Source organism: Ktedonobacter sp. SOSP1-52 (assembly GCF_016587395.1).
Map to the genome: position 1 here is coordinate 160,889 of NZ_BNJH01000008.1, position 24,352 is coordinate 185,240.

Sequence of the window (24,352 nt, forward strand, 5' to 3'; positions counted from 1 at the left end):
CTGTTCCTGTATACAGAGATTTCTGGCTCACCCGCTATTTTGATACTGTTGCTCAATTGCCCAGAGGCAAAGTAGGCAGAGGGTTGCTACGATCATCCCGAGGGCCTCAAACAAGAGAAGCCCAAGAAGTGGTTAGAAAAATGCAAGCGCATGCAGCGTCTGACGATGAGCCAGCACCGTCAGGCGTGCAGAGCTGGTTACATCAACCATCTGGAAACGGATGGCAGGCTGGCCCGCGTACTCCACGAGGAGTTCCGGCTCGCTGATCCAGCGGCGATGCTCACGCATAAACTGCTGGGTGTACACATATGACCAGTAGACGAGGTCGCTGGCTGCAAAGAACGCGCCACCTGCACCCGGGCTATGCCCACATTGGGGACAATCCCACCACAACCAGAATTGAGAGGGATGCCACGCCAGCCCTGATGGCAGAATCATTGCTTTGTTGCTCTGCATGACCTGAGTTTTCTCGATCAAGCAGATCGAGGCAGGCGTTGCGCAATAGGGGCACAGACGCGCGCCTGAGCGAAGCGCTCCCATCAATAAGCGGCTCATCGCCTGCATCGTGCGCTTCCAGGCTGGCCGGAAGGACTGCAAGCCATCCAGCCGAACCAGCCCCTTGCTATGGACATTGTTGCTCTTTGGGTCGCTAAGGCTGTAGCGCTGCTCGCATGCAGGGCACTGCATATGGAGATTAGCGCTACCGTCTGGTTGTGGGAGAAAGGCTCCGAAGAGCCTATGACGACCACAAAGCGTACACCAGAGACGCGTTTCGCGCCACCCTCCCGCATACTCCTGATCCAGAGCTAGCCCAAGTGCTTCGGCATCGGTACGCAGAGGGCCATTCAGCTCCTGGCGCAGTTGATGACGTGCTCGGTGCAAGCGTGCCTCCAGTGCGCTCAGTGAGAGATCCAGTCGGGCAGCAACCTCGCGCTGCGGCAACTCCAGCAGGTAGCAGAGCTCAACCATTTCGCGAGCACTGCTGGAGAGCGAGCCAAGAGCACGCCACCAGACACGACTCAATCTCGTCGAGGCGCGCGGGTGAGACATGGTGTCGATCGCTGGAGAACTGCGCACGCGGCACCTCATCTCCCTTTCACTATCCTATCACAGAGAGCACGCGTTCCTTGCGCATTTTTTCGACAATACCGCATACACACCTCCATCTCTTTCACCCCCTTTTCCTCAGAGAGAGCTGATTTCCACTATACCCACTTAATAGGGAGAAAAGGCGGTAGTATTGAGAATCAATAACCATCTCTGAAAAAAGCACAAGGAAAGAGCAGACTTCCACGATAGGAGAGCAGGGTGCGTCGAATATCAACTTCATTGCGCTCGAAAAAAGAACAAATACGTTATCCAGGCAAAAGGAGTAAAAAATGGAAGAATGCCCCATCTGCGCAAAACACAAAGGTCAGGTTCCCGGTGGACTCATCTACGAAGATGAGCTGGTCTCTGCCCATCACGTCTATAACCAAAGCGGGGAGACGTTTCTTGGCTATGTCAGGACCGAGACGAAGCGCCACGTCCCCAGTTTCGCGGAGCTCACACTAGCGGAGGCTCAGGCCGTTGGCCTGCTGACCACTCGCCTCAGCCGCGCATTCTTTCAATGCGCGAGCGCGGATCATGTCTACGTCTTCTTTTACGGGGATCATGTTCCACATCTGCATCTGCACATCTTCGCCCGCTATCCCGGCACGCCCGAAGAATACTGGCGCAACCGCGTGGATGAATGGCCTGGTTCGCCTAAAGGGGGCGCCAACGAGGTCACCGCCTTTTGTGAAAGATTGCGCGCATCTCTGGCGAACAGCATGATCTCAATCCACTGACCACTTTCCACGATACGTGGTGGAGTGCGCATATTGTCGATCAATGTTTGAAGGAGTCATCATGGAAGAATGTTTTTTTGCCGCATCCAGAAAGGCCTGATACCCGTCGCAGGAGGGCCCCATTTACGAAGACGAGTTGGTCTACGCACACCATTTCCATACAGATGAGTGGCCAGCCTATCTCGGGCACCTCCTGGTGGAAACAAAGCGCCACACACCGGATTTCGCGGACTTGACCGCAGGCGAGTCTCAAGCCATCGGTCGACTGATAACGCGCCTGAGCAAAGCTCTCAAGGCATGCGCCGGTGCGGAAAAAGTCTACGTGTTGCACAGGCTACGTTATCTGGAGCTTTCCGCTTCCACCCGCTCCGCTGCACACCCTGCCACCTCTTCTGCTCCCACGGCTCCATCGGCTGGCTGCCCTTACTGACTGGCTGGAGATAGAATGCCTCCCACCTCCAGTCAGACACGCACTGAGCAAACGCACGGCACAACTCATCGCTTTCTATACCTCGCGCCCCCTTCAGGTACCTCCAATCCCCCTGCCTTCACACCCCATCGCCTCCAATCCGGGCAGGCCCTCGCAACTACACAAGGCGAGACACACTGCCAGTGATTATTGAATCCGCAAACTCTGTGCTTTTTCTTTTTCTTTGACCTTGAGCATTTTTCGAAATCGAGTCACTAACAGCCTCTAGCCAGTGCCCCAATGATCAGGCACAATTTTCTTCCTACTCTATTTGAATACATACCAGTTGGGATCTCGCACATAGCCTGGGCTAGCTGTGTGATCGAGAACAGGCTCAGGCCAAGCGCGTAAGAGTGAGTAACCTGGGAGAAGTAAATAAGAGCAAGAGCAGAGAAAGGTCGAAAGGCGATGAGAAAGTTAAACCATTTAAGCAGTGTAATGTTTTTCGCGAGAGGCATATTTTCAGAGTCTCCTCTACAATCAAAAAAAAGATCCCTTTGCACGCGATTATCAGCTCAACGCGAGAAGGCTGTGATATGGAACAATAATGCGACAGGAAAATAATAACATACTTTAAATGCAGATAGAGTGAAAACAACCTCACACGAACCCTTATAGCATATTTCAGACAGAACCTTCTGAAAGAAACTTGATTCTCTAGAAAAATCCAGGTACATTTGAGGGGGAGAAGCACCGAGGACTAGCTATCCTTCGGGAAGGGAACGAGATGCTATGATACTGATGCGTGAGGAAAATAGACGAGAAACTGAACAAACAAATGAGTAAAAAAAGGCCATAAAGATCTTTTATGAGGAAGGAGAAAGGGCCATGAAGATGAACGCTGAGATGGTGCAGCGCTGGCTCAACACATACACCCATGCTTGGACGACCTATGATCCAGACGAGATCGCTGCATTGTTTACCGACGACGCTGAGTATCGTTGGCATCCCTGGGACGAGGGGGAGGATGTGGCTCGCGGTCGCTCCCAAATCGTTGCGGCCTGGCTAGAGAACCGTGATGCAGCTGGGACGTACCATGGTGAGTATCGACCGTTGCTGGTCAAGGACCGCATGGCGATTGCTGTCGGATTGTCCTCCTATTATACGGATCAGACTCAGAAAACGCTCAAGCGGGCGTATCACAATCTGTGGGTGCTGCACTTCACTGATGAGGGGCAGTGTCGCTCGTTCACTGAATGGTATATGCAAGCACCAGACAAGTCGTAATCTGATGGCTGCTTGTAGTAGGTTTTTTTTGCATATCCCTCCGAAACGAGTACACTGTTTTGGGGATATGCAAAAAAACTAGAATCGCATTTTTCTCTGGAAGAGCTAATGCAGTTGCTTCATTTGGTTTTAGATGGATTGCCTCTCTTCGGTCATGAATGCTCTGAGTTTTGTTGCTGTGTCGGCTTTCGGGAGTGGCATATGGACTATGATCTGTAAGTCCGGCCGTTCCGGCACAACGAGGGTCGTTCCTTGGAACGCGAGGGAGCCGATCTGCGGATGATTGATTTCGTTCTGATCGTGACACGCGAAGAGAACGTCATGCTCAGGCCACCAAGCACGAAATTCGGGACTCGCCTGGTGCAAATCCGTAATCAACTCTCCAAACCGGGTCTCATTGGTATAGCGGTCACTCCTTGCGCGCAAGAGTGCGATGCTTCGCCGTGCCGCTTGTTCCCAGTGCACAAGGCGTTCTCGTTGCGAGGGATCCATAAAGGTGGACCAGACGGCGTTGCGATCTCGCTCAGAGCGACTGGAGAAATCGCCAAAAACGCGATTGCCACTTTCATTCCACGCGATCACATCCAAATGTTGATCGACGAGAAGTGCTGGGTAGATGCCCCAGCCATCGAGAATGGCTTGATAGGCAGTGAGTGGCTCCAGGATTTCCCTGCCCTGCTCATCGGGGAGCGGGCCTCGAGCCAGGAGAAACAGATGACTGCGCTCCTGGGAGTTCAATTGTAAGATATCTGCAAGGCGGGAAAGGAGCTGATCGGAGACATGAATATCCCGACCTTGTTCGAGCCACGTGTACCAGGAAACGCCCACTCCAACAAGTCCGGCGAGTTCTTCTCGTCTAAGTCCGGGCTTTCGACGCCTGGGATAGGTGGGGAGATCAAATTGCTCTGGACGTAGACGGGCACGACGGGTTTTCAAAAAATCGGCAAGGTGTGTGTGGCGCGTTCCTGTTTCTCTCATCTCTTCTTTCTTGCTCCCTTGTCTCTCACAGCATCTGAAACTGTTACTCCTACACCTATGTTCAGCACACTCCTGTTTACAACAGGAATACTGCTCCATAATAGCACCAGCCAGACTGCATGGTCTAGCTTTCCCTCGATGTTCCAGGCACATGAACTGCCTGGTGAAGAGGGCAGAGACCCAACCACAAACGAAAGATTCCTCTCCAGCAGAGAGTGTTCAGGAGAAACAGATGAGTTCAATACAAGCAATTGTCGTCGATCCTCAGGTCGCCGGGCGCCTGGCGATACGCGAAGTTGAGCGTCCAACTCCCACCCCATCAGAGGCGCTGGTTCGGGTGCATGCCATCTCGCTCAACGTGGGCGACATCTACAGAATATCGCTAGCGGAACGTGGGGGGCAACTGGGATGGGATTTGGCGGGCATTGTCGAGCAGGCCGCCGCTGATGGATCAGGGCCAAAGAGGGGGACCAGAGTAACAGGACTTCTTGTTGCGCCTCGTTTTGGGGCCGGAGCACAACTCGTCGCTGTTCCAGCAAAAAATCTTGCGGAAATCCCAAACGAGGTCTCCTTTGCTCAGGCTGCGGCTCTCCCAACCGCAGGACTGACCGCCCTGTACGCCCTGGAGAGAGGCAAATCTCTGCTCAGTCGTAACATTCTGGTCACTGGAGCTTCTGGTGGTGTGGGCCATTTTGCGTGTCAACTAGCCCAACTGGCAGGAGCACATGTCGTTGGAGCAGTACGGCGAGCAGTGAATGTAGCAAGCATACAAGCATTAGGAGTTCACCAGGTGGTGGTGGGAGAAGATCTCTCTGTAGCACAACAATTTGGCCCCTACGATCTTATTATCGACGTACTAGGAGGAAAGGCGTTAGCAAAGGTATTGAGTGGTCTTCTCGTTCCTGGTGGTCTTTGTGTTAGCCTGGGAATCATGAACGATCTTGAGGTGACGCTGAATCTTGGCGAGATTTTCATGCGGGCTGGCAACATCAATCTCTCCACGCTGGTCTTACCCGTAGAGCTGGAAAGCAGAGTTGGAACGGAAGGGCTCACACGCCTCACACGTCTGGTTGCTGAAGAGCGCTTACATCCGCTGATTGGCGTGGAAGCTCCCTGGACAGAGATCACCGAGGTTGTTCAGCAATTCCAGAGCCGTCGTATTTCAGGGAAGGCAGTATTGTACATCTCGTAAGAGTACGTGAGGTGTCCGTCGTTTTGCGCCTGGCTCAGGTGCATGGCGAGCACCTCATTGATGCCTCAACCTGCTTGCCAACGCTCCCCATCGCATCATCCTATTCATCTTCTCTCACCTCAAACTGGTCGTGTGGAGAGAAGGCTCTTTTTGAGTGGCGTTATTTTGGATGCCGAAAGAAAGAAGAAGAAGCATGGCCAGACCCCGCCACGCTTCAGACACTATCTCTATCCAGACCTTCGAGCCTCTTTCAACTCGCTGTCTTACATGTGGTAAACCCGCTCATATTACCTATTACGCGCAACGCACGGTAACCACCCTAGCCGGTCAAGCATCGTCTTCATATGGCGGTGCGTCGATGTATTTCTCCAGCATGTCCACGCTATCATCAGCCCTATCGACCGGAGGCTGAAGGCGCATGGGCGTTGCCACACGGAGAATATGGACTGGATGTGATCGCGCTCGTCGGATTCCTACGATACCAGCGGCATCAAAGCCTGCCAGAAATCCATCGCAGCTTGCATGAACGTGGATTACCGATTGGTGAACGAACCGTGTTGAACCTCTTAGCGCGGTATGAAGAGTTAGTGACCCTTCACATGACCGACCAACAGCGCCTCCAATCTCTTGTGCAGAAGCAGGGATCGCTCGTTCTGGCAGTGGATGGGTTGAAGCCAGATGTTGGCCACGAAGTCCTCTGGGTGATACGTGATTGTGTCTCAGAGGAAATCCTGCTAGCTCGGCCTTTATTGAGCGAACGCGAGACTGATCTGGTAATGTTGCTCAAAGAAGTCCAAGAGGCATTCTCTGTGCCCATTCGGGGAGTTATTTCAGACGGTCAAAAGTCGATTCGGAATGCGGTGGCCACGGCGCTCCCAGATATTCCTCATCAGTTGTGTCACTTTCATTACGTGCGGGAAGCAGCAAAGCCAGTCTATGAAGCTGATCGTCATACCAAGAAGGATTTGAAAAAGCAGGTTCGTGGTATTCGTCCAATTGAACGAGAAGTTGAGCATGAGGAGCACGAAAAGGCAACCATTACTCGGAAGTATTGCCTGGCCGTCCGAAGCGCTTTAACCGACGATGGACACGTATCCCTCAACCAAGCCATCCTTAAAGGAACGCTGCATTCCTCCCCATGTCTAAAGGACAGGAGCATCCTGCGGCGATTTTGGTGAAGTAGCAAAAAAATATATTTTTGTATATAATTATACGGAAGATCTTATATTTCACTTCTGGATACTAAATTTCCAGTATAACTTGTTCTTCCTATTCATTTAGGAACATCCAGGCTGGCTATCTATTGGACGTTACTTCTTATAATACCTGCCCATCCTGGAAATGGTCAAGCTGAATTATCCTTCTGACGGAAAAACAAGCCTTGCAGAGAGGATTCTGACAGAAAAACTACCAGTGCCTGACCTGCGTTAGATCAGGAGCAGCTCACCAGATCAGCCATCCATGTTCTCAACAGATGTTGTTATTCCCTTGACCATAAAGGAGATTCTATTGACTGAAGAAAAAGCACAACAGACCTGGGCCTCTCCCACCTGGATCGCCGAAGGAGAGCGCACCATACGGTATGGTATCCTCTCAAACATCTTTCTTGACTGGGAAAGTCTACTCAAAGAAGTTCTTTACATCGAAGAACTCGGCTATGATGCGGCCTGCATCTACGATCATCCAGTCAGCACGGGAAGCCCCGATTGTTGGACAACCCTGTCTATGCTTGCCGTTACGACCAAACGTATTCGTCTTATGTCATTCGTTAGCAGTGCCTCTTATCGGCACCCGGCAATCCTGGCACGAATGGCGGCAGATATAGATCGTGCCAGCCATGGTCGCCTGGTTCTTGGACTGGGTATGGGCGATGATAAAATTGAGTTTGAGCAGTTAGGTATACCTTTGCTGAGTGTCAGCGAACGCCAGGAGAGACTGGAAGAAACTGTTCAGATTATTAAGGGTCTCTGGCAAGGGGAACCTCTCAATTATCAGGGTCGTCATTTCCAGCTCCAGCAAACAAACGGCTATCCGTTGCCTGTGCAACAACCTCATGTCCCTCTTCTCATTGGTGGCGGTGGTGAGCGTGTCACTCTGCGCCAGGTTGCTCAATATGCCGACATGAGTAACTTCGGTCCCCATATCTGGACTGGAAGCGCCTTCCGTCTTGAAGATGTCCAGCGTAAATATGATGTGCTCAACTCGTATTGTGAAAAGTATAACCGTACCCCCGAGAGCGTATTGCATAGCTACTTTGTTCCAACCCTCCAGATTGCCCGCACTCCGGAAGAACTGGTCGCCAAACAACGTCTCAACCCCATCCGAGAAGACGCAGTCAAAGGAGCTATCGTTGGCACAATTGAGGAAGTAAAGACGCAGATCCAGATCCTGGTGAATATGGGAATGCAATACTTCATTATGTATGTTTTTCCCACGGATACCGAAACGCTGGAAATCTTCTCCCGCGAAATCATGCCCGCGATTCAGTGCTCCTGAACAAAAGGCTTTCTGCTATTCCTCAGAGCTTCGCAACAGTTGAAGCCAGTGAGGACTATTGGAGCGAGAGAGGGCAAAACCCCTCTCTCAAAGGAGCAACCAATGTGTGAACTGATCCATCTCCACACCTACGCAATGAACACTGATCCTCTTCGGCTGGTTGGAGGATTGGGGCACCCGATCAACCAGCCATCTCTTCTCTCTGACCCTGCTCGATGGTAAGGCATAGGGCGCGATCCATAGCAGGGGATCACGCTCCCTGCCCTTCACCGCTCTACAACCCAAAAGGTTCGGATGCGTTATCGCTTATGGATGTTGATATCGCCACTACCGGTACGGATAGAAACGGGCGCACGTGGGCCGTTGCCGACGCTTTCGGTATCGAAGTCGTTCTTAATATCAGCATGGCCGGAATGCAGGCTAAACTGGAGTGCGGAATCGGCGGGTAGAGTCACATCAATGTCGCCACTTCCACTCTCAAGTGTATAGTCACCATTCGCGTTGAGCGAACCATCGAAGCGGATATCACCACTCCCGGTATGCAGAACACTCTTCCCTTGTAAGTGCGCATCCTCCAGGTCTACGTCACCCGAACCCGATTGTATGTCCGCCGTTCCGCTTATCCCGCTCGCTTGAATATCCCCTGAGCCTGTTTTCAGCGTCGTTGTTCCCTCTACATTTGTCACTTCAATATCACCACTACCCGTCTCAGCCTTGACCTGTCCAGTGATGTCTGACACTGTAATATCACCGGAGGCGTCATTGATGTCGACATCGCTCGTGGTTGGAATGGTGATATCGAGATCAATGCTGGCGGAATTGAAGAGAAACCCGCTACTATTGCCCTCGACCTGCACGGTGATAGCATTGCCATTCTGAGTATAGTCTACCTTCAGATTATCGCCAAGATTGCCTAGAATGGGTGTGTGTTTGGTGGCCGTCACGACAACAGTATTCGTGTTCCCCTGGTGGATATGGACATCGCCATGCGTACTTATGACACGCAGGCTATCTTTGCCCGTGAGCGTGAACGTATGCGCTGGGAGCGTGCCGCTGGTATTGCTTGATAGCATATGTCCTCCAAACAACGAACCTGCACCCAGCAAGAGGAGCAAGACGAGCAAGACACCCAGGAATCTTGATCCCCGCTTCTGCGGACGCTGTGGAGGTTGTATATAATCCGCCTTTGATTCACGATAACCATACGCATCGGGCACCTGCTCGCGCGGATCGCGATTGTCCTTCCGTCTTTCATCAAACTGCTGTTCAGATTGCATGTTTCCTTCTTCCAGAACATATATGCTCTAAATGGGTATTTAAGCTCACTTTATCGTGGCAATATCAATAGTATCTCAACTTGACACTCCCCCGGATACATCCAGGGGGATTCTTCTCTCATCCAGGTTGCTTGCAGCGCCCCATTGCTGAGACGTTGTAGAGGCCATCCTGTCCAGAAGCGTTTCATGCACTCACAAGTGCATCAGTTCCCATCTGCCCGATGGTACTGAGCGCTTTTTGCAAAATGTTCAACGCCGCATTCTGATCCCTGTCTAAGACCACTCCACAGTCAGTGCATACATGGGTTCGGACGCTCAAGCTTTTCTTGACGAGCGTGCCGCACCCACGACAGTTCTGACTGGTGAAGTGGGGGGAGACGGCAATCACCGGGACGTGATGCAAGGCGGCATAGTAGGTAACCCAGGTCAGGAATCGACCCCAACCCGCGTCATGGATGCTCTTGGCAAGGTGTCTGTTCCTGACCATGTTGCAGATCTGCAGATCTTCAAAGGCGATGAAATCGTGAGATGACACCAGCGCGTTTGCCTGCTTCCTGGCAAAATCCTCGCGCTGCCTTTGGATCTTGAGATGCGCTTTGCGACGGCTTGACGAGCTTTCTTGCGATTCTGACGCTGCTTCTGTTTCTTACTGAGCCGCCGCTGCAGCCGCTTGAGGCGTTTTTCTGCTTTGCGGTAGTGGCAAGGATTCTCAACCGTATTGCCTTCCGAGTCGGTGGAGAAGGCTTTCAAGCCAACGTCAATCCCAACAAGCTTGCCAGTGGGCAGATGCTCCGTCTGACGGTCTGCCTGGACACAGAATTGCACATAATACCCCTCTGCACGCCGGATGAGCCGCACGCGCTTGATCTGTTTCACGGGGAAGGTTTCAATGACACGCGTCCCGACCAGGCGAAGACGGCCAATCCCACAGCCATCGGTGAAGGTGATATGTTTCCCATCAGGCTCAAGCTTCCACCCCGTTTGCTTATACTCCACCGAGCGATTATCATGTTGAAAGCGCGGATACCCCTTCTTCCCTGGCTTCTTGGCTTTGCAGTGGTCATAGAAACGTTGAATGGCAGACCAGGCCTGATCGGCACTGGCTTGACGGGCCTGTGAATTGAGAGAAGAAGCAAAGGGGTATTCTTTGGCAAGGACGGCGCAAGAGCATTGCAAATCATTCCTGGTAGCATGCTCATCCATCCACAAGCGAAGACACTTGTTACGAATACATTGCACGATGCGGATCGTCTCATCAATGGCGGCATATTGTGCTTGGTTGCCATCCAGCTTGTATTCATAGATCAGCATTGTGCCCTTGCTCCTTTTTCTTCCTTCTTTTGCCATCTTCTTTTTCAGCAGGAAGAAGATGGAAACACCAGAGACCAAAGGAACGGCGATTCATCCCCATTATGAATGAGCGGGGCTTTCTCGCTCGGGTTTCTTTGACACTCCCCCGGATACATCCAGGGGGATTCTTCCTTCATCCAGGCGACTTGCTCACTCCCATTACTGAGAGACAGTAGAGGTCCTCCTGTCCAGAAGCGTTTTATGCACTCAGAGGTGCATCAGTTTCCGTATGCCCTACGGGACTGAGAGCCTTCTGCAAAATGTTCATAGCGGCGTTGTGGTCTCTATCCAACACGATGCCGCAACCTGTGCATATGTGAGTTCGCACGCTCAAGCTCTTCTTGACGAGCGTGCCACAGGCTGAACAATTCTGACTGGTGGAGTGTGGCGGGAGAGCAATGACAGGGATACCATGTGCTGCCGCATAGTACTTGACCCAAGCCAGAAATAGCCCCCATCCAGCATCGTGTATGCTCTTGGCAAGGTGCCTATTTCTGACCATGTTGCGAATCTGCAAATCTTCAAAGGCAATCAAGTCGTGAGACGAGACGAGCGCGTTTGCCTGCTTTCTGGCAAAATCTTCACGCTGCCTTTGGACTTTCAAGTGGGCTTTTGCAACGGCTTTGCGAGCCTTCTTTCGATTCTGACTCTTCTTTTGTTTCTTAGAGAGACGACGTTGCAAACGTTTGAGGCGTTTTTCTGCTTTGCGATAGTGGCGAGGGTTCTCAACGGTGACTCCCTCAGAATCGGTAGAGAAGGCTTTCAAGCCAACATCGATACCAATCTGCTTGCCAGAGGGAAGATGCTCGATATGCCGCTCGGCCACGACGGCAAACTGGCAGTAGTAGCCATCGGCACGCCGGATGAGACGAACACGCTTGATGTCAGGGATGGGGCGGGTGGCGAGATCACGACTGCCGATCAGACGCAAGCGACCGATGTTGCATCCGTCGGTGAAGGTAATATGTTTGCCGTCCGAGTCCAGCTTCCACCCGGTCGTCTTGTACTCGACCGACCTGTTATCATGCTGAAAACGTGGATAGCCCTTCTTGCCTGGTTTCTGGTTACGGCAGTTGTCATAGAAGCGAGAGACGGCAGCCCATGCCCGATCAGCAGCCACTTGCCGAGCCTGAGAATTGAGAGAAAAAGCAAAGGGGAATTCTTTGGCAAGAACAGCGCAATAGCATTGCAGATCATTCTTGCTCGCATGCTTGTCCATCCACAAACGCAGGCACTTGTTGCGAATGAACTGCACGATACGGATAGCCTCATCAATGGCTGTATATTGAGCCTTGTTGCCATCCAGTTTGTATTCGTAGGTCAGCATCCCTCTTGCTCCTTCTCGTTTCCAGTGGTATATTTTACATCACAATTGTGATGTAGTCAAGAGAGGTAGATCATGGTACGAGCACGCAAAAATATCTACTTTACTGAGAAACAGGTGGAACGATTAGAGAGAAAAAGTCGAGAGGAGAACTTACCTGAAGCGGAAATAGTACGCCGGGCTTTAGATGCCTATTTGGCATGGGATGATCCAACCTACCAGCCAACTCCACCCACGCCCCAGACAAGGAAGAGCCATTCATCCCCTGGATAAATCACAGGGGCTTTCTGGCTCGTTTTCTGTAAACGGAAGACAGGAGGTGAAGCACAACGATATCGCCTAAAAAAATCAGGTGGAACCAGCCTTTACAGGGGTTGCTGTAAAGACACTTTCTTTTGAGGCAAAACAAATGAGCATCTTTGCTCTGGATGATAACCTTACTGGCCTGTACCGACTCCATCCCTCCTTTCGTAACACGCTACTCTTAAGTCTCCTCAGCGCGGGAATCATCGCCGGATTTGTTGTATTGTTGATCTATGATTTGCACGTTGGGCTGTACCTAGAATTGCGCTATGGGCTGAGTGATGGGCCGAGCCTTGGGCTGAGCGGAGGAACACTACAGCCGCACTTCTTTTTGACGGGGATGACATCGGCTCATTGGCACATATTGAACGTATCCGTTAGAAAAAAATTGCCTCGCTTGTAATCTCTGAAGTGAACCCTTAAGGCCGGTTCATGCCCACTCCGCACATGGCTCGAAGCCGGGAAAGAGCAAGATAGGAGAAGTTTTTTTGCTTTGCAAGGCGGTAGAATGTCTTGCATGTAATAGGACTGGAAAAGACTTTCAGCTCTTCATGGATTGGAAAGGAACCATCATGAAATTGCTTCTCACCTCGGCTGGCATCAAAAACACGAGCATCCACAACGCGCTGGTCGACCTACTGGGCAAACCGATTGCCGAGTCCAGCGCCCTCTGCATCCCCACTGCGAACTACGCTCAGCGCGGCGGTGCCGGCAACGCATGGCGATTCATCAGCGGGCAAGAACCCGAAACCCCCATGTGCGAATTGGGATGGAAGTCGTTGGGCGTGCTGGAGCTCACCGCACTACCCAGCATCGATGAAGAGCTCTGGGTTCCCATGGTCCGGGAGATTGACGTCCTGCTGGTGAACGGTGGCGATCCCCTGTATTTGTGCTACTGGATGCGGCAATCCGGACTGGCCGACCTCTTGCCGGAGCTTGGGCGCGAGACGGTCTATGTGGGGCTGAGCGCCGGGAGCATGGTGATGACCCCCAACATCGGGGAGTACTTCGTCGGCTGGGAGCCGCCCACCGGTGGCGATAGAACGCTGGGAGTGGTTGATTTTGCGATTTTTCCGCACCTAAATAATCCCGATCTGCCGAGAAACACCATGGCCGACGCAGAAAGATGGGCCGCCGGCATGCCGGTGCCGTCCTACGCGATTGACGATCAAACCGCCATGAAAGTGATCGACGGAGCAGTCGAAGTGGTCTCCGAAGGCCATTGGAAACGGTTTACGCCCTAAGGAAATACTCGCCAGTTGGAGTGCTCGCCCAGGAGCATCCTTCGATGCTTGTTTGTTGCGTCTTTCCCATGTGTCAAGTATGCTTTTCTTACATCGAGCATTTTGTAGCGCCTTCACTCGCATGACGAACGGCAAGGTGGCACGTGCAGGGAACGACGCCTCGGTTTGGGGAAGCTCCAACAACCTTTCTTGATATCTGGCGGTGGGGGCAGGAACTGAAACAACTCCATGCTCGTATCGCTCCTCATTTTGCTCGTCCCGAACCACGCCGTCGGGCGCTTGCGTACCTCAAAGGGATCGTGAGTAACGTCGGGCGCAAGAACGGCTGGCAACTCGCCGAACACGCCGGAGAAAGCCGGCCCGATGGGATGCAACGGCTGCTCAACTAGGCAGTGTGGGATGCAGATCTGGTGCGCGACGATCTGCGCATGTGCATCCTGGAGTGCCTGGGCGATCCTGGCGCGATCGTGGTCATTGACGAAACAAGTTTCCGCAAGCGCGGGAAGAAATCTGCTGGCGTCGGCGCGCAGCACTGTGGCACCCGCAGCACTGTGGCACCACGGGACAAGTCGAGAACTGCCAGGTCGGGGTCTTTTTGGCCTACGCCAGTTCCAAGGGCTGTACCTTGCTTGACCGGGAATTGTACCTGCCCCTGCGCTGGACTGAGGATCGGCAGCGTTGCCAGGAAGCCGGTATTCCCGATGATGTATCCTTTCAAACCAAGCCCGAACTGGCCTGGCTGATGTTGGAGCGACTCGACGCAGCGCAAGTCCCGGTCGCCTGGGTCGTTGCCGACAGTGTGTATGGCGGCAATCTGGACCTGCGGACCTGGCTCGAAGTTCACCAGTACCGCTATGTGGGAGCTGTGGCGAATACGGAAGCCGTGGGTATTCAGACCGCGACAGGTCGAAAACGTCTGACCGTAGCAGAGGCAGAGGCCCAGATGCTCACGACCTCAGATTGGCAACGACTTTCCATGAACGAGGGAACAAAGGGACCACGGTGGTTCGATTGGGCCGTGCTACCCATCCTCCATCGGTGGGAAGATGATGGTCAGCATTGGCTTCTCATTCGCCGCCGACTCGATGACCCCACCGAAAAGACTTTCTACCTGGTGTTTGTCCCGAAAGGCACGACGCTTGCCGAGATGGTCAAAGCGATAGGCGCGAGATGGTCGATTGAAACCTGTTTCGAGACCGGGAAAGAGATGGGGTTGGAAGATTACGAAGCGCGCGGCTTCACGGCCTGGTATCGCTTCATTACCCTGGTCATGGTGGTCATGGCCGCGCTCGCAGGTATTTGTGCGGCGGCCCGCGCTTCCCCTACCGAACGAGCACCTGCACCAACCAGACCATCGTTGCTCCCACTTACCATCCCCGAAGTTCGTCATCTCCTGGCCACGCTGCTCTGGCCTCTGCCTCGCAGCGCCATCCTGGTGCTTTCTTGGTTGTGGTGGCGACGGAGCCTCAGAGTCGGGCCAGCTTTTTTCATACGAAACGCCGATGCACTGCTGAGTAACAACCATCATTTGGCTCAATCAAACGATCATCTTTTCTCTGCTGTTGTTCCGATTCCAGGCAATCTCCCTGGAGTTTCCCTCGATCTCACGAGGGTTCTGAGAAAGCGAGGCTGTTTGCATGACCAGTCTTTCGTTTATTGAATGTTGTCGTTTGCTCAATGTTGATCCCAAAACGCTGCGCCAGTGGCTCACACAGGCTCAGATAGCTTTACATGCCCATTCTACGGATGCACGGGTCAAATGCTTAACCCAGGAGCAAGTGTTTGTCCTGGCCAATCTCCATGATCGCATCCTCCCAATGTCGGAACCAACCGCCTTTACCAGTCCAACGCCATCTGCGTTTGCCAACCAGCTACCTCTTCCATCAGCGGCTGAGGCCGATCTCCGAGCCAGGCTTGCGCAACTGGAAGCACAGGTTGCAACCCTGCAAACGCAACTCACGAACGTCGCTCTCCAGTTGCTCCAGGAGCGGCAGTACGCAACAGCTCAACAGCAGTTGGCCCTCTCTTTCCAAACACACCTGAGAGATCAACCATCCGTTACGTTGCCCTTGTCTGCTGAACCACTTCTGCAAGCCGTTCCACCGCTAGTGTGCCATCCCACGGAGAAACGAAACCCACTCATTCCCTTGATCGAATGTGGAGCAAAGGGGCACTACGTGCTCATCAGTCCAGAAGAGGGCGAACTGGCGATCACTCCCGATTCGCCAGTGGTTTGCCTGGTTGGCGTCACTTACCTCGTTTCGCTTTGTGGGCTTGGCTGGTCGCTTTAGTGCGCGCCGGGGGTACAATCGTGGCCCAAATCGGTGCTGGTATGCGCAGCGAGGGATTCATCAGAAGAATTACAGTAAATAACGTGAGTTCTGGATAAGCCAAACTCATCAAGCAGCCAGAAGAGCGCGTTTATCCAGATGCAGGCCGGGCTTTTTCTCCTGATGGCTGTAAGCAAGGAGCCCAGCGATCAAATGGACAACAAAATTCGTCGGGCTACGATGACGAGAATGCTCAATTTGAGAGATGTTCTTGAGCTGGTCAATGATGGATTCAATGATGGCTCGTTTGCGCAGCAGCAGTTTATCTGAAAGATACATGAGCTGATTGGTCATGTTTTTGCGGAGGCGAGTGAGGAGTTGGAGTCCCTGCTCAAAAAGGAGTGCAGTCAAAGGAGCCGAGACATAGCCTCGATCTCCAATCAACTTGCCCCGCAGGCGTTTGACCATCTGGGGAACCGGCTTGCGATCATCGACATTGCCAGCTGTCAAACAACATGCCAGCAGGTCGCCTCGGTCATTGACTGCCAGGTGCAACTTGAAGCCAAAGAACCAGCCCATGCTCGTCTTCCCACGCCTGGCATCAGTAGCAAAGACCCGATGCTGATTGATCCGTTTGGGATCACAAACTTCCAGGGAGGTGGAATCGATAAAACTGATCCCAGTGCAAGGTCCAAATCGGCTCTGCAAGTAGGCCAGAAGGGGTATCAGCATCCCTGGGATGAGTGCAACAAAGCGTGTATAACTAACCAGGTGCGGAAACTCTTTGTTCAGATGCACCTGAACGTGTTCCGTGTAGTACGCTTTGAATGTTCGATAATGCGACTGGTGGAAATGAATGAGAATCATCATCACCTCACTTGGACATAACTGGCCGGCGCGCTCTCGCTGCTTGCCTGTGGCTAGTTGGTTGGCCTTCCACTCTGAAGCAAAACTAAGCATGAAATCATCGACATCACAAAACAATTCAAGTAAACTCATCCTTATACCCCTCCGGTAGTGTCAATTTGGGAACTCCGTGAACGAATCTATTGATACATCGGTGAGTGGGTCCCCCCGGAGACAAGAGAGCAGGTCACTCATCGATGTATCCTGATTCCACCCAATAGAATTCCCAAATGGACAAATTAGCGGCGGCGAGACGCGGCGCTCAGCGCTGTTGTGCCGAAGTCCCACATGTTGTCGGCGACGTTGATCGTGACTCCGGGGGGAACAATCTGGTCGATGCGGTCCAGCACGTCGCTCGACAGGTCAATCCCGGAAGCCTCGAGGTAGGCGTCCAGGTGTTCCATGGTGCGCGGGCCAATGATCGTGGAGGTGACCGCAGGATGGCGGATGGCGAATGCGACTGCCATCTGGATGAGGGTCATCCCAGCCTCGTCGGCGAGAGCGCCGAGGGCGTCGGCGGCGTCGAGCTTGGCGGCATTGGCTGGGTTGGTGGAGTCAAAGAGCCCAGAGAACCAGGCGCGAAAGGGGGAGGCTGACCCGCTGACTCCCTGGCCCTTGCGGTATTTGCCCGACAGCCACCCCCCGGCCAGCGGGCTGTAGGCCAACACGCCCATGCCGTGGCGCAGGCAGGTCGGCAGCACGTCGTATTCGATCGCGCGGGTCAGGAGATTGTAGGGGGGCTGCTCGGTACGAAACCGTTCGTGTCCACGGCGATCAGCGGTCCACTGGGCCTCGACGATCTGTGAGGCGGGAACCTTCGACGCGCCGAAGGAGCGGATCTTGCCGGCATGGACGAGATCAGACAAGGCGCCAAGGGTCTCGTCGATATCGGTGTTGGGATCGGGAACACCCACCTGGTAGAGATCGATCCAATCAGTCTGGAGCCGGCGCAGCGAGCCTTCGACCCCCTCCGTGATCCAGCGCCGCGACGCTCCGCGATGGTTGGGGTCCTGGTCGAAAGGAGGGCCGAACTTGACCGCGAGCACTACATGCTCGCGCCGTCCGCCAGAGAGCGCCTTGCCCACGATCTCTTCTGACTCGCCGGCGGAGTAGCCATCGGCGGTGTCGATGAAGTTGATCCCGGCGTCCAGCGCCTTGTGGATGATGCGGATCGACTCGTCATGATCGGGGTTGCCGAAGGAGCCGAACATCATCGCGCCAAGACACAGTTGGCTGACCGCGATGCCGGTGCGGCCGAGGGTACGATATTGCATGATTGTTTTCCTCCATAGTATACGGAACGATGTTCCGTTTGTCAAGCTCTGGTTTGAGGAATGAAGCGATGACCACCAACGACGAGGGAGCAGGGCAACCAGCCCGCAAGATTCGGGCCGACGCGCAGCGCAACGAGCAGGCGTTGCTCGCCGCCGCCGCTGCTGTGTTCGTCACGTCCGGTGTCGAGGCGCCAGTGCGTGACGTCGCGGCGGCGGCAGGCGTCGGAATGGGGACGATTTACCGCCACTTCCCAACGCGAGCGGATCTCGTGGTGGCCGTGTACCGCCATCAGGTCGAAGCTTGTGCCGAGGCTGGTCCGGTCCTGCTGGCCAGGAGTGACTCGCCGCACTCGGCCCTCTGTCAGTGGGTCAACCTCTTCGTGGATTTTCTGGTCACCAAGCATGGACTCGCTGCGGTCCTGCAATCAGACAGCGCCGGCTTCGATGCGCTGCATGCCTACTTCCTTGACCGCCTCGTGCCCGTGTGCGCTCAGTTGCTCGCCGCCGCCGCAGAAGCCGGAGAGATCCGCGCCGATATTGACGCCTATGAACTGATGCGTGGCATCGGTAGCCTCTGCGTTGGTGGAGACCTTGACTCGCGCTACGACGCCCGCCGCATGGTCGAACTGCTCATTGCGGGACTCCGGGGGGAGAGATCGACCTGATCCTGCTGATCCAGAGAAGAAGCAACAGCCGTACCTCGATACGGTTGGTCAACTTCGTATCCATTTGGGAATTCCGTGAGCGAACATATTGATACATCGGTGAGTGGGTCCTCCCGGAGACAAGAGAGCAGGTCACTCATCAATGTATCCTGATTCCACCCATAGAATTCCCAAATGGACAGGCGGATAGAAGTGGTTGGTTTTGCTCCTATCATAGCTCATCGGAGTGGGATCTACTTATCCAGAACTCACGTTAAATATATTGGCGTGAGTGAACATGTTACGACAGAACGTTTAGAAGAGATCGCTGCTTCATTCCAATCACACCTGAAATAACGGAAAAAAGAAATGGTCCCCTTCTTTTTGCTTCCATTTTTCCAAAAAGAAGTGCGGCTGTTGTGTTCCTCACTACAGCCGCACTTGTTTATCTCATCCTTCTGGCTGTATTCCCGTATAACGAGCGCGTGGCCGAATCCCTTGCGAGCTCCGCGCTTGCTCCAAGGCATGCCCGATCCAGCCGACACAGCGGGCCAGCGCGACGAGAGCCTGAAACTGCTCATTGGTAAGCTTCAGGTTCAGGGCTAGAGCTGCGTAGGCGAGCTCGATGCGCGGATGGATACCCAGTAGTTGCTCAACTTCGGCAACCAGCGTCTCAACGAGCCTGGTACCAGGGGCTTCAGGATACTGCACGTGCAAAAGTTTCAACAGCATCACTACCCGCGGGTCCCCAGCTGGGAAGAGAGGGTGCTCGAAGCCTGGAATATCTTCCCCTTGCTTCAGGCGTTCGACGAGTACCCGATTTATTTGTTGAGGTTGACCAAGACTACCGAGAAATCGAAAAAACCTGCCCGGTCCGGAAAGCTGCTAATGCTCCATTGATAGCGGCATACAGTGTTGCACCAGTTGATGCGATGCAGCGGGCAGTAAAAGCTGGAGCGCTTAATTCGTTATCAGCATTCAGAATCAAAGCCGCATTCAAGATCTGCGAGGCCTGGTCATCATGTGGTAACCAGGCCTGCTGGAGCGTCTCAGCCAGGGAGGCCTGAGGAGTTGTTGCATGGGCTAGAAAGCACGTGAAAAGCCAGATCAGGCGTACGCTTGTAGTGAACGCGGCCTCCTGACTCGGACGATAGGCACGCATATCCTCTGCGCCGAGCAGGGGCAGCACCATCTGGAACTGCTCAAGAAGCGACAAGTTGGTAGGATGCAGCTTTTCCCGGAATGTCGCCAGTTTTTGGAGCAGCGCTGGCTGAGGCTTTTCCTCAGTGAAAAATTGCTCTACTTGTCGGGCATTTTCGCTTTCAGCAAAACCCCAGAGCAGCGCCGCGACTTGTTCAATCTTCCATGACGCGGCCAACTCCACTGCCTCGCGGCCACGATAATAGACGCGATCATCTCTCACCAGGGTCAGTTCGGAATCGATGATTGGCTCACCCCAACTGATCGCCTTGCTCACCACTTGCTCTGGATGCTGGCGCATCTCCTTGCGCGCTTTCAAGCGTTGAATATCTTCCGCCAGGTAGGCCCGCACGCGTCGCGAACCGCTAACCGCTTCCGAACGGATCGCCCCTCGGCTCACATATGCATACAACGTTGTCAGGCTGATTCCTAATTCAGATGTCGCCTCCTGCGCACTCATATAGCGCTCATTACTCATGTGTTTCTGCCTCCTTCAGATGTTTTGTTGCCCCTATCATATAACAGGTTGATTTTAAAATCAATATGTTGACAACTTATTGAGGTTAAAATATACTCATGGAGAAGTGAATACAACCACACGTGAGCTGCCTTCAACCCCCTCTTCCACGTGGAGAGAAGAGCAAGTACCACAACCGCGAGGAAAAGAAAAGGATGTTCGTAAGTGATGTTGAGAGAAGTCAGAACAAAAAGAGGGCCTGCTATCATGCCCATCTGGAAAAGGAACTTATTAGTTTGCTGGTTTGGCATGTTTATCACCAGCGTAGGACTGAGCCAGATTGCTCCCGTCTTGCCACTGTATATCAAGCATCTGGGCATCGATAACCCTGCATCGATTGCTCAGTTGTCGGGATTTGCCTTTGGCGTGACCTATATTATTTCCGCTCTTTTCTCCCCTCTCTGGGGTGTGGCTGCGGATAGAGTTGGCCGCAAACCCATGCTTTTGCGTGCCAGCCTTGGTATGGGAATTGTGATCTGTAGCATGGGCCTGGCGCAAAATGTCTATGAACTCGTTGGATTACGGCTATTACAGGGGGTTATCACAGGATATAGTACAGCCTGTACAACTCTCATCGCCACGCAGACGGATAAGGAACACGCAGGTTGGGCCTTAGGCACACTTTCAACGGCAAATATTGCAGGCAGTTTGCTTGGCCCCATCATTGGGGGAGGAATAGAAGAGAGCCTCGGTTTGCAAAATGTCTTTTTTCTTACCGGCGCGCTCTTGCTGGTTGTTTTTCTCACCACCCTGTTCTTTGTACAAGAATCGTTTACTCGCGACGGGAAAGAGACGCTGCGGGTGAAAGAAATCTGGAATACGATTCCAAACAAAAGTCTAACGGTGATCTTGTCTGCCACCTACCTTATCATAACACTGGCACTCTATTCGATTGAGCCAGTTGTGACCATTTACGTTACTCAGCTTACCACTGATACGACCCATGTTGCTCTTTTAGCAGGAATGGCCTTCTCAGCCTCGGGACTGGCGAGTATCATTGCGGCCCCAAGGCTGGGGAAACTTTCCGACAAAATTGGAGCACAGAAGGTGATACTTGTCGCACTGGTCGTGGCAGGGATCATTTTTATTCCCCAGGCGTTTGTCCAGAACCCCTGGCAGTTGATGGGACTGCGCTTTTTCTTAGGGTTGGCCGTGGCCGGATTGAGTCCCTCGGTCAATATCTTGATCAAGAAAATCACCCCGGATGCTCTGACCGGGAGAGTGTTTGGTTTCACCATCTCGGCAGGCTATTTAGGCATTTTTGGTGGTTCCGTTTTAGGTGGACAGGTGGCAGCCTGGTGGGGAATCAGATACATCTTTTTTCTTACCAGCGCACTGCTACTGATAAATGCCGTGTGGGTGTATTTTACCGTGTATAAAAAACTGAACAGACAGGAAGAAGCAGTATCCCAAAAGGAAAGACCTGAGGAAGTTGTGGTCATTCCAACAGAGGCCCAAATAGGGGTAGTTGAAGAGAAACATTAAAGGAGTTTTTATGACATTAACAACCATCGATAAAAAAGCCGCTCTCATTGTCGTTGATTTACAAAAAGGCGTGTTAAACCTACCAGCCACTCATCCAGTTGGCCAGGTCGTTGCGCGGTCAGCCGAACTGGCCAGAGCGTTTCGGGGACGCGAATTTCCGGTCGTGCTCGTCAACGTTGTTGGCGGCGCTCCGGGTCGCACCGATGCCTCACGAGCCGCCCAGGCAACCGGGCAATCTCGTCCAACGCCTCCACCGCAATGGGCCGATCTGGCAGATGAGCTTGACCCTCAACCAGGCGATCACCGTATCACCAAGAACACGTGGGGCGCGTTCCATGACACACCGCTTCGTGCGCATTTGCAAGAACTCGGCGTCACACAAGTTTTTCTTACCGGCGTGGCAACAAGTATCGGGGTCGAATCAACAGCCCGCTCGGCGCACGAGCATGGCTATCATGTCGTGCTGGTAACTGATGCTATGACTGACAGGGATGCTTATGCCCACCAGAATAGTGTGGAGCGGATATTTCCACGGCTGGGTGAAACAGCAACCACTGAAGAGGTCATAGCTATGCTGAAGGAGAACGTATAAAAGCGAGCGATGGCAGACCACGCCCGATCAGCACTGGCTTGACGTGCTTGTGAGTTAAGGCAAGAGACAAAGGAGTACGCTTTGGCAAGGACGGCACAAGAGCACTGCAACTCATTCTTGTTGGCGTGTTCGTCCATCCAGAGACGAAGGCATGTGTTGCGAATGAACTGCACAATGCGAATTGCCTCCTCAATGGCGGCATAGTGCGCTTTGCTGCCATCTAACTTGTATTCGTAGATGAGCACGTCCTTGCTCCTTCTAGAGATTCTCCTGTCTTCTTCTTTTCCACTTGAAGGATCTGGAAACGCGAGAGGCAAAAGGAACGGCGATTCATCCCCGTCATGAATGAGCGGGGCTTTCTCGCTCGATCCTCTGTAAAATTCATGGTAGTTACCACAATCCATGTGGCCGTGATGAGCCCCATCGCGACACTGTTTGTGAAGCCTGTAGGCAATCAGTCGCTATTATACCTGCGCAATGATCACGACAATAAGGAGTGCGAGTGCAATAGAACCAAGTGCAAACAAGACACCAGCCAGTCGCAAACATCGCATTTTATAGGTAGTGATATGTTGTAGCTGCTTGCCCATCTCTGTGACATTATAGCGAGGAATATCGTACATTCGTGGTTGAATTGCCAGGAGCGCCGCTGCCATTGCCAGAAGATACAGGATGAGCGTCAGGATCACCATGATTTTGGCTGGCGCATTTCCTTTGAGATAAGGTGGTGGAAAGTTATTGCTAAATGCAGTGACGGCAAACAGAATCGTTAGGAATGTGGCGATGCGTTCGATCATACTTTTGCCGGACTCATCGAGAAATTCGAGCTGTTTGCTTTTCATATCAGTGAAAATCTGAACAAGCTGCTTTCCCTCTTCCGAGAGTTCCTGCGCATCCTGGATATCAACGGGCTCCTGTTGTTTACCCATCATTTATATCCTTCACAATCGACATGTGCAACTACTGCCTCACCGCACGTTGTACATGTAAGGATCAATTCATCCAACTCTTTTCCACTGCGTTGAATCTGACCTCGTGGTACTGGATAGGTGACTTTGCAGACAATCCGTTTGTCAAAACAGGACACATGTCCATTTCTGCAACGTACACCAAAGGTGGAATGTCTATTCTGTGTTTGCTGCGAAGGTGTTTGTGGTAGTTGTGATGGTGTCTGTGCATAGAGATTTAGCACCTCTTGCGCTTTGTCGCGGACGCTAGTAATCGTATCATGTTGTACCATATGTTCGAGCAGCGCCAGCACTCCCTTTTCCTGCTCATTCCGTTGCAGCATTGCCGCTGCTTGCTCAATGGCCGCCTTTCGCTCACGGATATACTCATGTGAAGCCTGTTCAACCAGTACTTGTAATGCGTCGCTGCTCTTAGGTGGCGGTAGGAACGGTGCAATCTGGGTCATGCATTGATCGTAAGGAGGCTGTAATGCGATAGTTTTCTCTGTGACCAGTGCTGTTGGAGGTGGCGTAGCATCTAATGTAAGGACAATGATAGTCTTCTGCAAACGTTGTGCAAAAAGGAGCAGACGTTCCACCTCTTTTGATTGAGCGACAGCCCGGCTCCAGACCAGTAGAAATGCTGCACTACCTATGATCATTTGCTCGCTGCTGATTGGAGCAGTGACCGCGGATAATAGTGACGTTTGCTCTTTGTGCCAGATCTGATATCCCAAGACCTCGCAACTACGCTGGATCTGATCGACACAGGCTGAGTTCTCTGGAGCATGTAGAACAAAAATACGTATTGTCATAATTCCTTCTGTT

Annotated in this window: 21 protein-coding genes and 4 pseudogenes; 13 read left to right on the forward strand and 12 right to left on the reverse strand. The window is 52.8% G+C overall.

Going from position 1 to position 24,352, the window contains the following annotated elements; genetic code table 11:
- Window positions 1-132: 132 nt before the first annotated feature.
- On the reverse strand, window positions 133-1,077 hold the full coding sequence (locus JMJ16_RS52505; protein ID WP_201394669.1) for an RNA polymerase sigma factor: 945 nt from the start codon (window positions 1,075-1,077) through the stop codon (window positions 133-135).
- A 302-nt stretch (window positions 1,078-1,379) separates the two neighbouring features.
- Between JMJ16_RS52505 and JMJ16_RS52510 the strand changes: the two genes are divergently transcribed.
- The 3 genes from JMJ16_RS52510 to JMJ16_RS52520 all read left to right on the forward strand — a co-directional run bounded on the left by JMJ16_RS52510 (window position 1,380) and on the right by JMJ16_RS52520 (window position 3,525).
- Window positions 1,380-1,829: an HIT family protein gene (locus tag JMJ16_RS52510; protein ID WP_201394670.1), complete on the forward strand. Its 450-nt coding sequence runs from the start codon at window positions 1,380-1,382 to the stop codon at window positions 1,827-1,829.
- A gap of 136 nt (window positions 1,830-1,965) precedes the next feature.
- A complete protein-coding gene (locus JMJ16_RS52515; protein WP_201394671.1) occupies window positions 1,966-2,259 on the forward strand; it encodes an HIT family protein in 294 nt (97 codons plus the stop codon).
- Window positions 2,260-3,126: 867 nt separating this feature from the next.
- Window positions 3,127-3,525: a nuclear transport factor 2 family protein gene (locus JMJ16_RS52520; RefSeq protein ID WP_201394672.1), complete on the forward strand. Its 399-nt coding sequence runs from the start codon at window positions 3,127-3,129 to the stop codon at window positions 3,523-3,525.
- Between the two features lie 129 nt (window positions 3,526-3,654).
- On the opposite strand, the gene JMJ16_RS52525 is transcribed toward JMJ16_RS52520, so the two are convergent.
- Window positions 3,655-4,503, reverse strand: coding sequence for a helix-turn-helix transcriptional regulator (locus JMJ16_RS52525; protein WP_236602213.1), 849 nt, complete (start codon window positions 4,501-4,503; stop codon window positions 3,655-3,657).
- Window positions 4,504-4,735: 232 nt separating this feature from the next.
- On the opposite strand from JMJ16_RS52525, the gene JMJ16_RS52530 reads away from it, so the two are divergent.
- The 3 genes and pseudogenes from JMJ16_RS52530 to JMJ16_RS52540 all read left to right on the forward strand — a co-directional run bounded on the left by JMJ16_RS52530 (window position 4,736) and on the right by JMJ16_RS52540 (window position 8,191).
- A complete protein-coding gene (locus tag JMJ16_RS52530) occupies window positions 4,736-5,695 on the forward strand; it encodes a zinc-binding dehydrogenase (protein ID WP_201394674.1) in 960 nt (319 codons plus the stop codon).
- 193 nt (window positions 5,696-5,888) lie between these two features.
- Window positions 5,889-6,795 (forward strand): annotated as a pseudogene (locus JMJ16_RS52535) (transposase); the annotation flags it as partial.
- Between the two features lie 409 nt (window positions 6,796-7,204).
- On the forward strand, window positions 7,205-8,191 hold the full coding sequence (locus tag JMJ16_RS52540; protein WP_201394675.1) for an LLM class flavin-dependent oxidoreductase: 987 nt from the start codon (window positions 7,205-7,207) through the stop codon (window positions 8,189-8,191).
- A 299-nt stretch (window positions 8,192-8,490) separates the two neighbouring features.
- Here JMJ16_RS52540 and JMJ16_RS52545 read toward each other — a convergent pair whose 3' ends face one another.
- From JMJ16_RS52545 to JMJ16_RS52555, 3 genes and pseudogenes are all read right to left on the reverse strand, one after another.
- Window positions 8,491-9,468 (reverse strand): DUF4097 family beta strand repeat-containing protein, encoded by a 978-nt coding sequence (locus JMJ16_RS52545; protein ID WP_201394676.1) that lies wholly within the window; start codon window positions 9,466-9,468, stop codon window positions 8,491-8,493.
- Window positions 9,469-9,652: 184 nt separating this feature from the next.
- Window positions 9,653-10,779 (reverse strand): annotated as a pseudogene (locus JMJ16_RS52550) (RNA-guided endonuclease InsQ/TnpB family protein).
- A 238-nt stretch (window positions 10,780-11,017) separates the two neighbouring features.
- Entirely contained in the window at window positions 11,018-12,145 is a 1,128-nt protein-coding gene (locus JMJ16_RS52555) for an RNA-guided endonuclease TnpB family protein (RefSeq protein WP_201377427.1), read from the reverse strand.
- Window positions 12,146-12,217: 72 nt separating this feature from the next.
- Here JMJ16_RS52555 and JMJ16_RS52560 point away from each other — a divergent pair, with 72 nt between their 5' ends.
- The 4 genes and pseudogenes from JMJ16_RS52560 to JMJ16_RS52575 all read left to right on the forward strand — a co-directional run bounded on the left by JMJ16_RS52560 (window position 12,218) and on the right by JMJ16_RS52575 (window position 15,980).
- A complete protein-coding gene (locus tag JMJ16_RS52560; RefSeq protein WP_201377430.1) occupies window positions 12,218-12,415 on the forward strand; it encodes a ribbon-helix-helix protein, CopG family in 198 nt (65 codons plus the stop codon).
- Window positions 12,416-13,017: 602 nt separating this feature from the next.
- Complete coding sequence (locus tag JMJ16_RS52565) at window positions 13,018-13,689, forward strand: Type 1 glutamine amidotransferase-like domain-containing protein (RefSeq protein ID WP_201394677.1); 672 nt, start codon at window positions 13,018-13,020, stop codon at window positions 13,687-13,689.
- Window positions 13,690-13,883: 194 nt separating this feature from the next.
- Window positions 13,884-14,995 (forward strand): annotated as a pseudogene (locus tag JMJ16_RS52570) (IS701 family transposase); the annotation flags it as partial.
- A gap of 331 nt (window positions 14,996-15,326) precedes the next feature.
- Window positions 15,327-15,980, forward strand: coding sequence for a hypothetical protein (locus tag JMJ16_RS52575; RefSeq protein WP_201394678.1), 654 nt, complete (start codon window positions 15,327-15,329; stop codon window positions 15,978-15,980).
- A gap of 108 nt (window positions 15,981-16,088) precedes the next feature.
- On the opposite strand, the gene JMJ16_RS52580 is transcribed toward JMJ16_RS52575, so the two are convergent.
- Both JMJ16_RS52580 and JMJ16_RS52585 read right to left on the reverse strand, forming a co-directional pair.
- A complete protein-coding gene (locus tag JMJ16_RS52580) occupies window positions 16,089-16,958 on the reverse strand; it encodes an IS982 family transposase (RefSeq protein WP_201394679.1) in 870 nt (289 codons plus the stop codon).
- A gap of 146 nt (window positions 16,959-17,104) precedes the next feature.
- Entirely contained in the window at window positions 17,105-18,139 is a 1,035-nt protein-coding gene (locus JMJ16_RS52585; protein ID WP_201394680.1) for an aldo/keto reductase, read from the reverse strand.
- 68 nt (window positions 18,140-18,207) lie between these two features.
- Between JMJ16_RS52585 and JMJ16_RS52590 the strand changes: the two genes are divergently transcribed.
- The gene (locus tag JMJ16_RS52590) at window positions 18,208-18,804 is read left to right on the forward strand and encodes a TetR/AcrR family transcriptional regulator (protein WP_201394681.1); all 597 of its coding nucleotides are present in this window, start codon (window positions 18,208-18,210) and stop codon (window positions 18,802-18,804) included.
- A 429-nt stretch (window positions 18,805-19,233) separates the two neighbouring features.
- On the opposite strand, the gene JMJ16_RS56375 is transcribed toward JMJ16_RS52590, so the two are convergent.
- Both JMJ16_RS56375 and JMJ16_RS52600 read right to left on the reverse strand, forming a co-directional pair.
- A complete protein-coding gene (locus JMJ16_RS56375; RefSeq protein WP_201394761.1) occupies window positions 19,234-19,608 on the reverse strand; it encodes a citrate/2-methylcitrate synthase in 375 nt (124 codons plus the stop codon).
- A 19-nt stretch (window positions 19,609-19,627) separates the two neighbouring features.
- Window positions 19,628-20,461: a citrate synthase gene (locus JMJ16_RS52600; protein WP_201394682.1), complete on the reverse strand. Its 834-nt coding sequence runs from the start codon at window positions 20,459-20,461 to the stop codon at window positions 19,628-19,630.
- A gap of 246 nt (window positions 20,462-20,707) precedes the next feature.
- Here JMJ16_RS52600 and JMJ16_RS52605 point away from each other — a divergent pair, with 246 nt between their 5' ends.
- Window positions 20,708-21,985, forward strand: coding sequence for a multidrug efflux MFS transporter (locus JMJ16_RS52605; RefSeq protein ID WP_201394683.1), 1,278 nt, complete (start codon window positions 20,708-20,710; stop codon window positions 21,983-21,985).
- Window positions 21,986-21,995: 10 nt separating this feature from the next.
- Window positions 21,996-22,577 carry an isochorismatase family protein gene (locus JMJ16_RS52610; RefSeq protein ID WP_201394684.1) on the forward strand — a complete coding sequence of 194 codons (582 nt, stop codon included), beginning with the start codon at window positions 21,996-21,998 and terminating at the stop codon, window positions 22,575-22,577.
- Here the strand turns inward: JMJ16_RS52610 and JMJ16_RS55740 are convergent.
- From JMJ16_RS55740 to JMJ16_RS52620, 3 genes and pseudogenes are all read right to left on the reverse strand, one after another.
- Window positions 22,574-22,822, reverse strand: a pseudogene (locus JMJ16_RS55740) (RNA-guided endonuclease TnpB family protein); the annotation flags it as partial. The gene JMJ16_RS52610 and the pseudogene JMJ16_RS55740 sit on opposite strands and share 4 nt — an antisense overlap.
- Before the next feature lie 219 nt (window positions 22,823-23,041).
- Window positions 23,042-23,509 (reverse strand): hypothetical protein, encoded by a 468-nt coding sequence (locus JMJ16_RS52615; protein ID WP_201394685.1) that lies wholly within the window; start codon window positions 23,507-23,509, stop codon window positions 23,042-23,044.
- Entirely contained in the window at window positions 23,506-24,339 is an 834-nt protein-coding gene (locus JMJ16_RS52620) for a TIR domain-containing protein (protein ID WP_201394686.1), read from the reverse strand. Before JMJ16_RS52620 ends, JMJ16_RS52615 begins: the two co-directional genes overlap by 4 nt.
- Window positions 24,340-24,352: the final 13 nt, after the last annotated feature.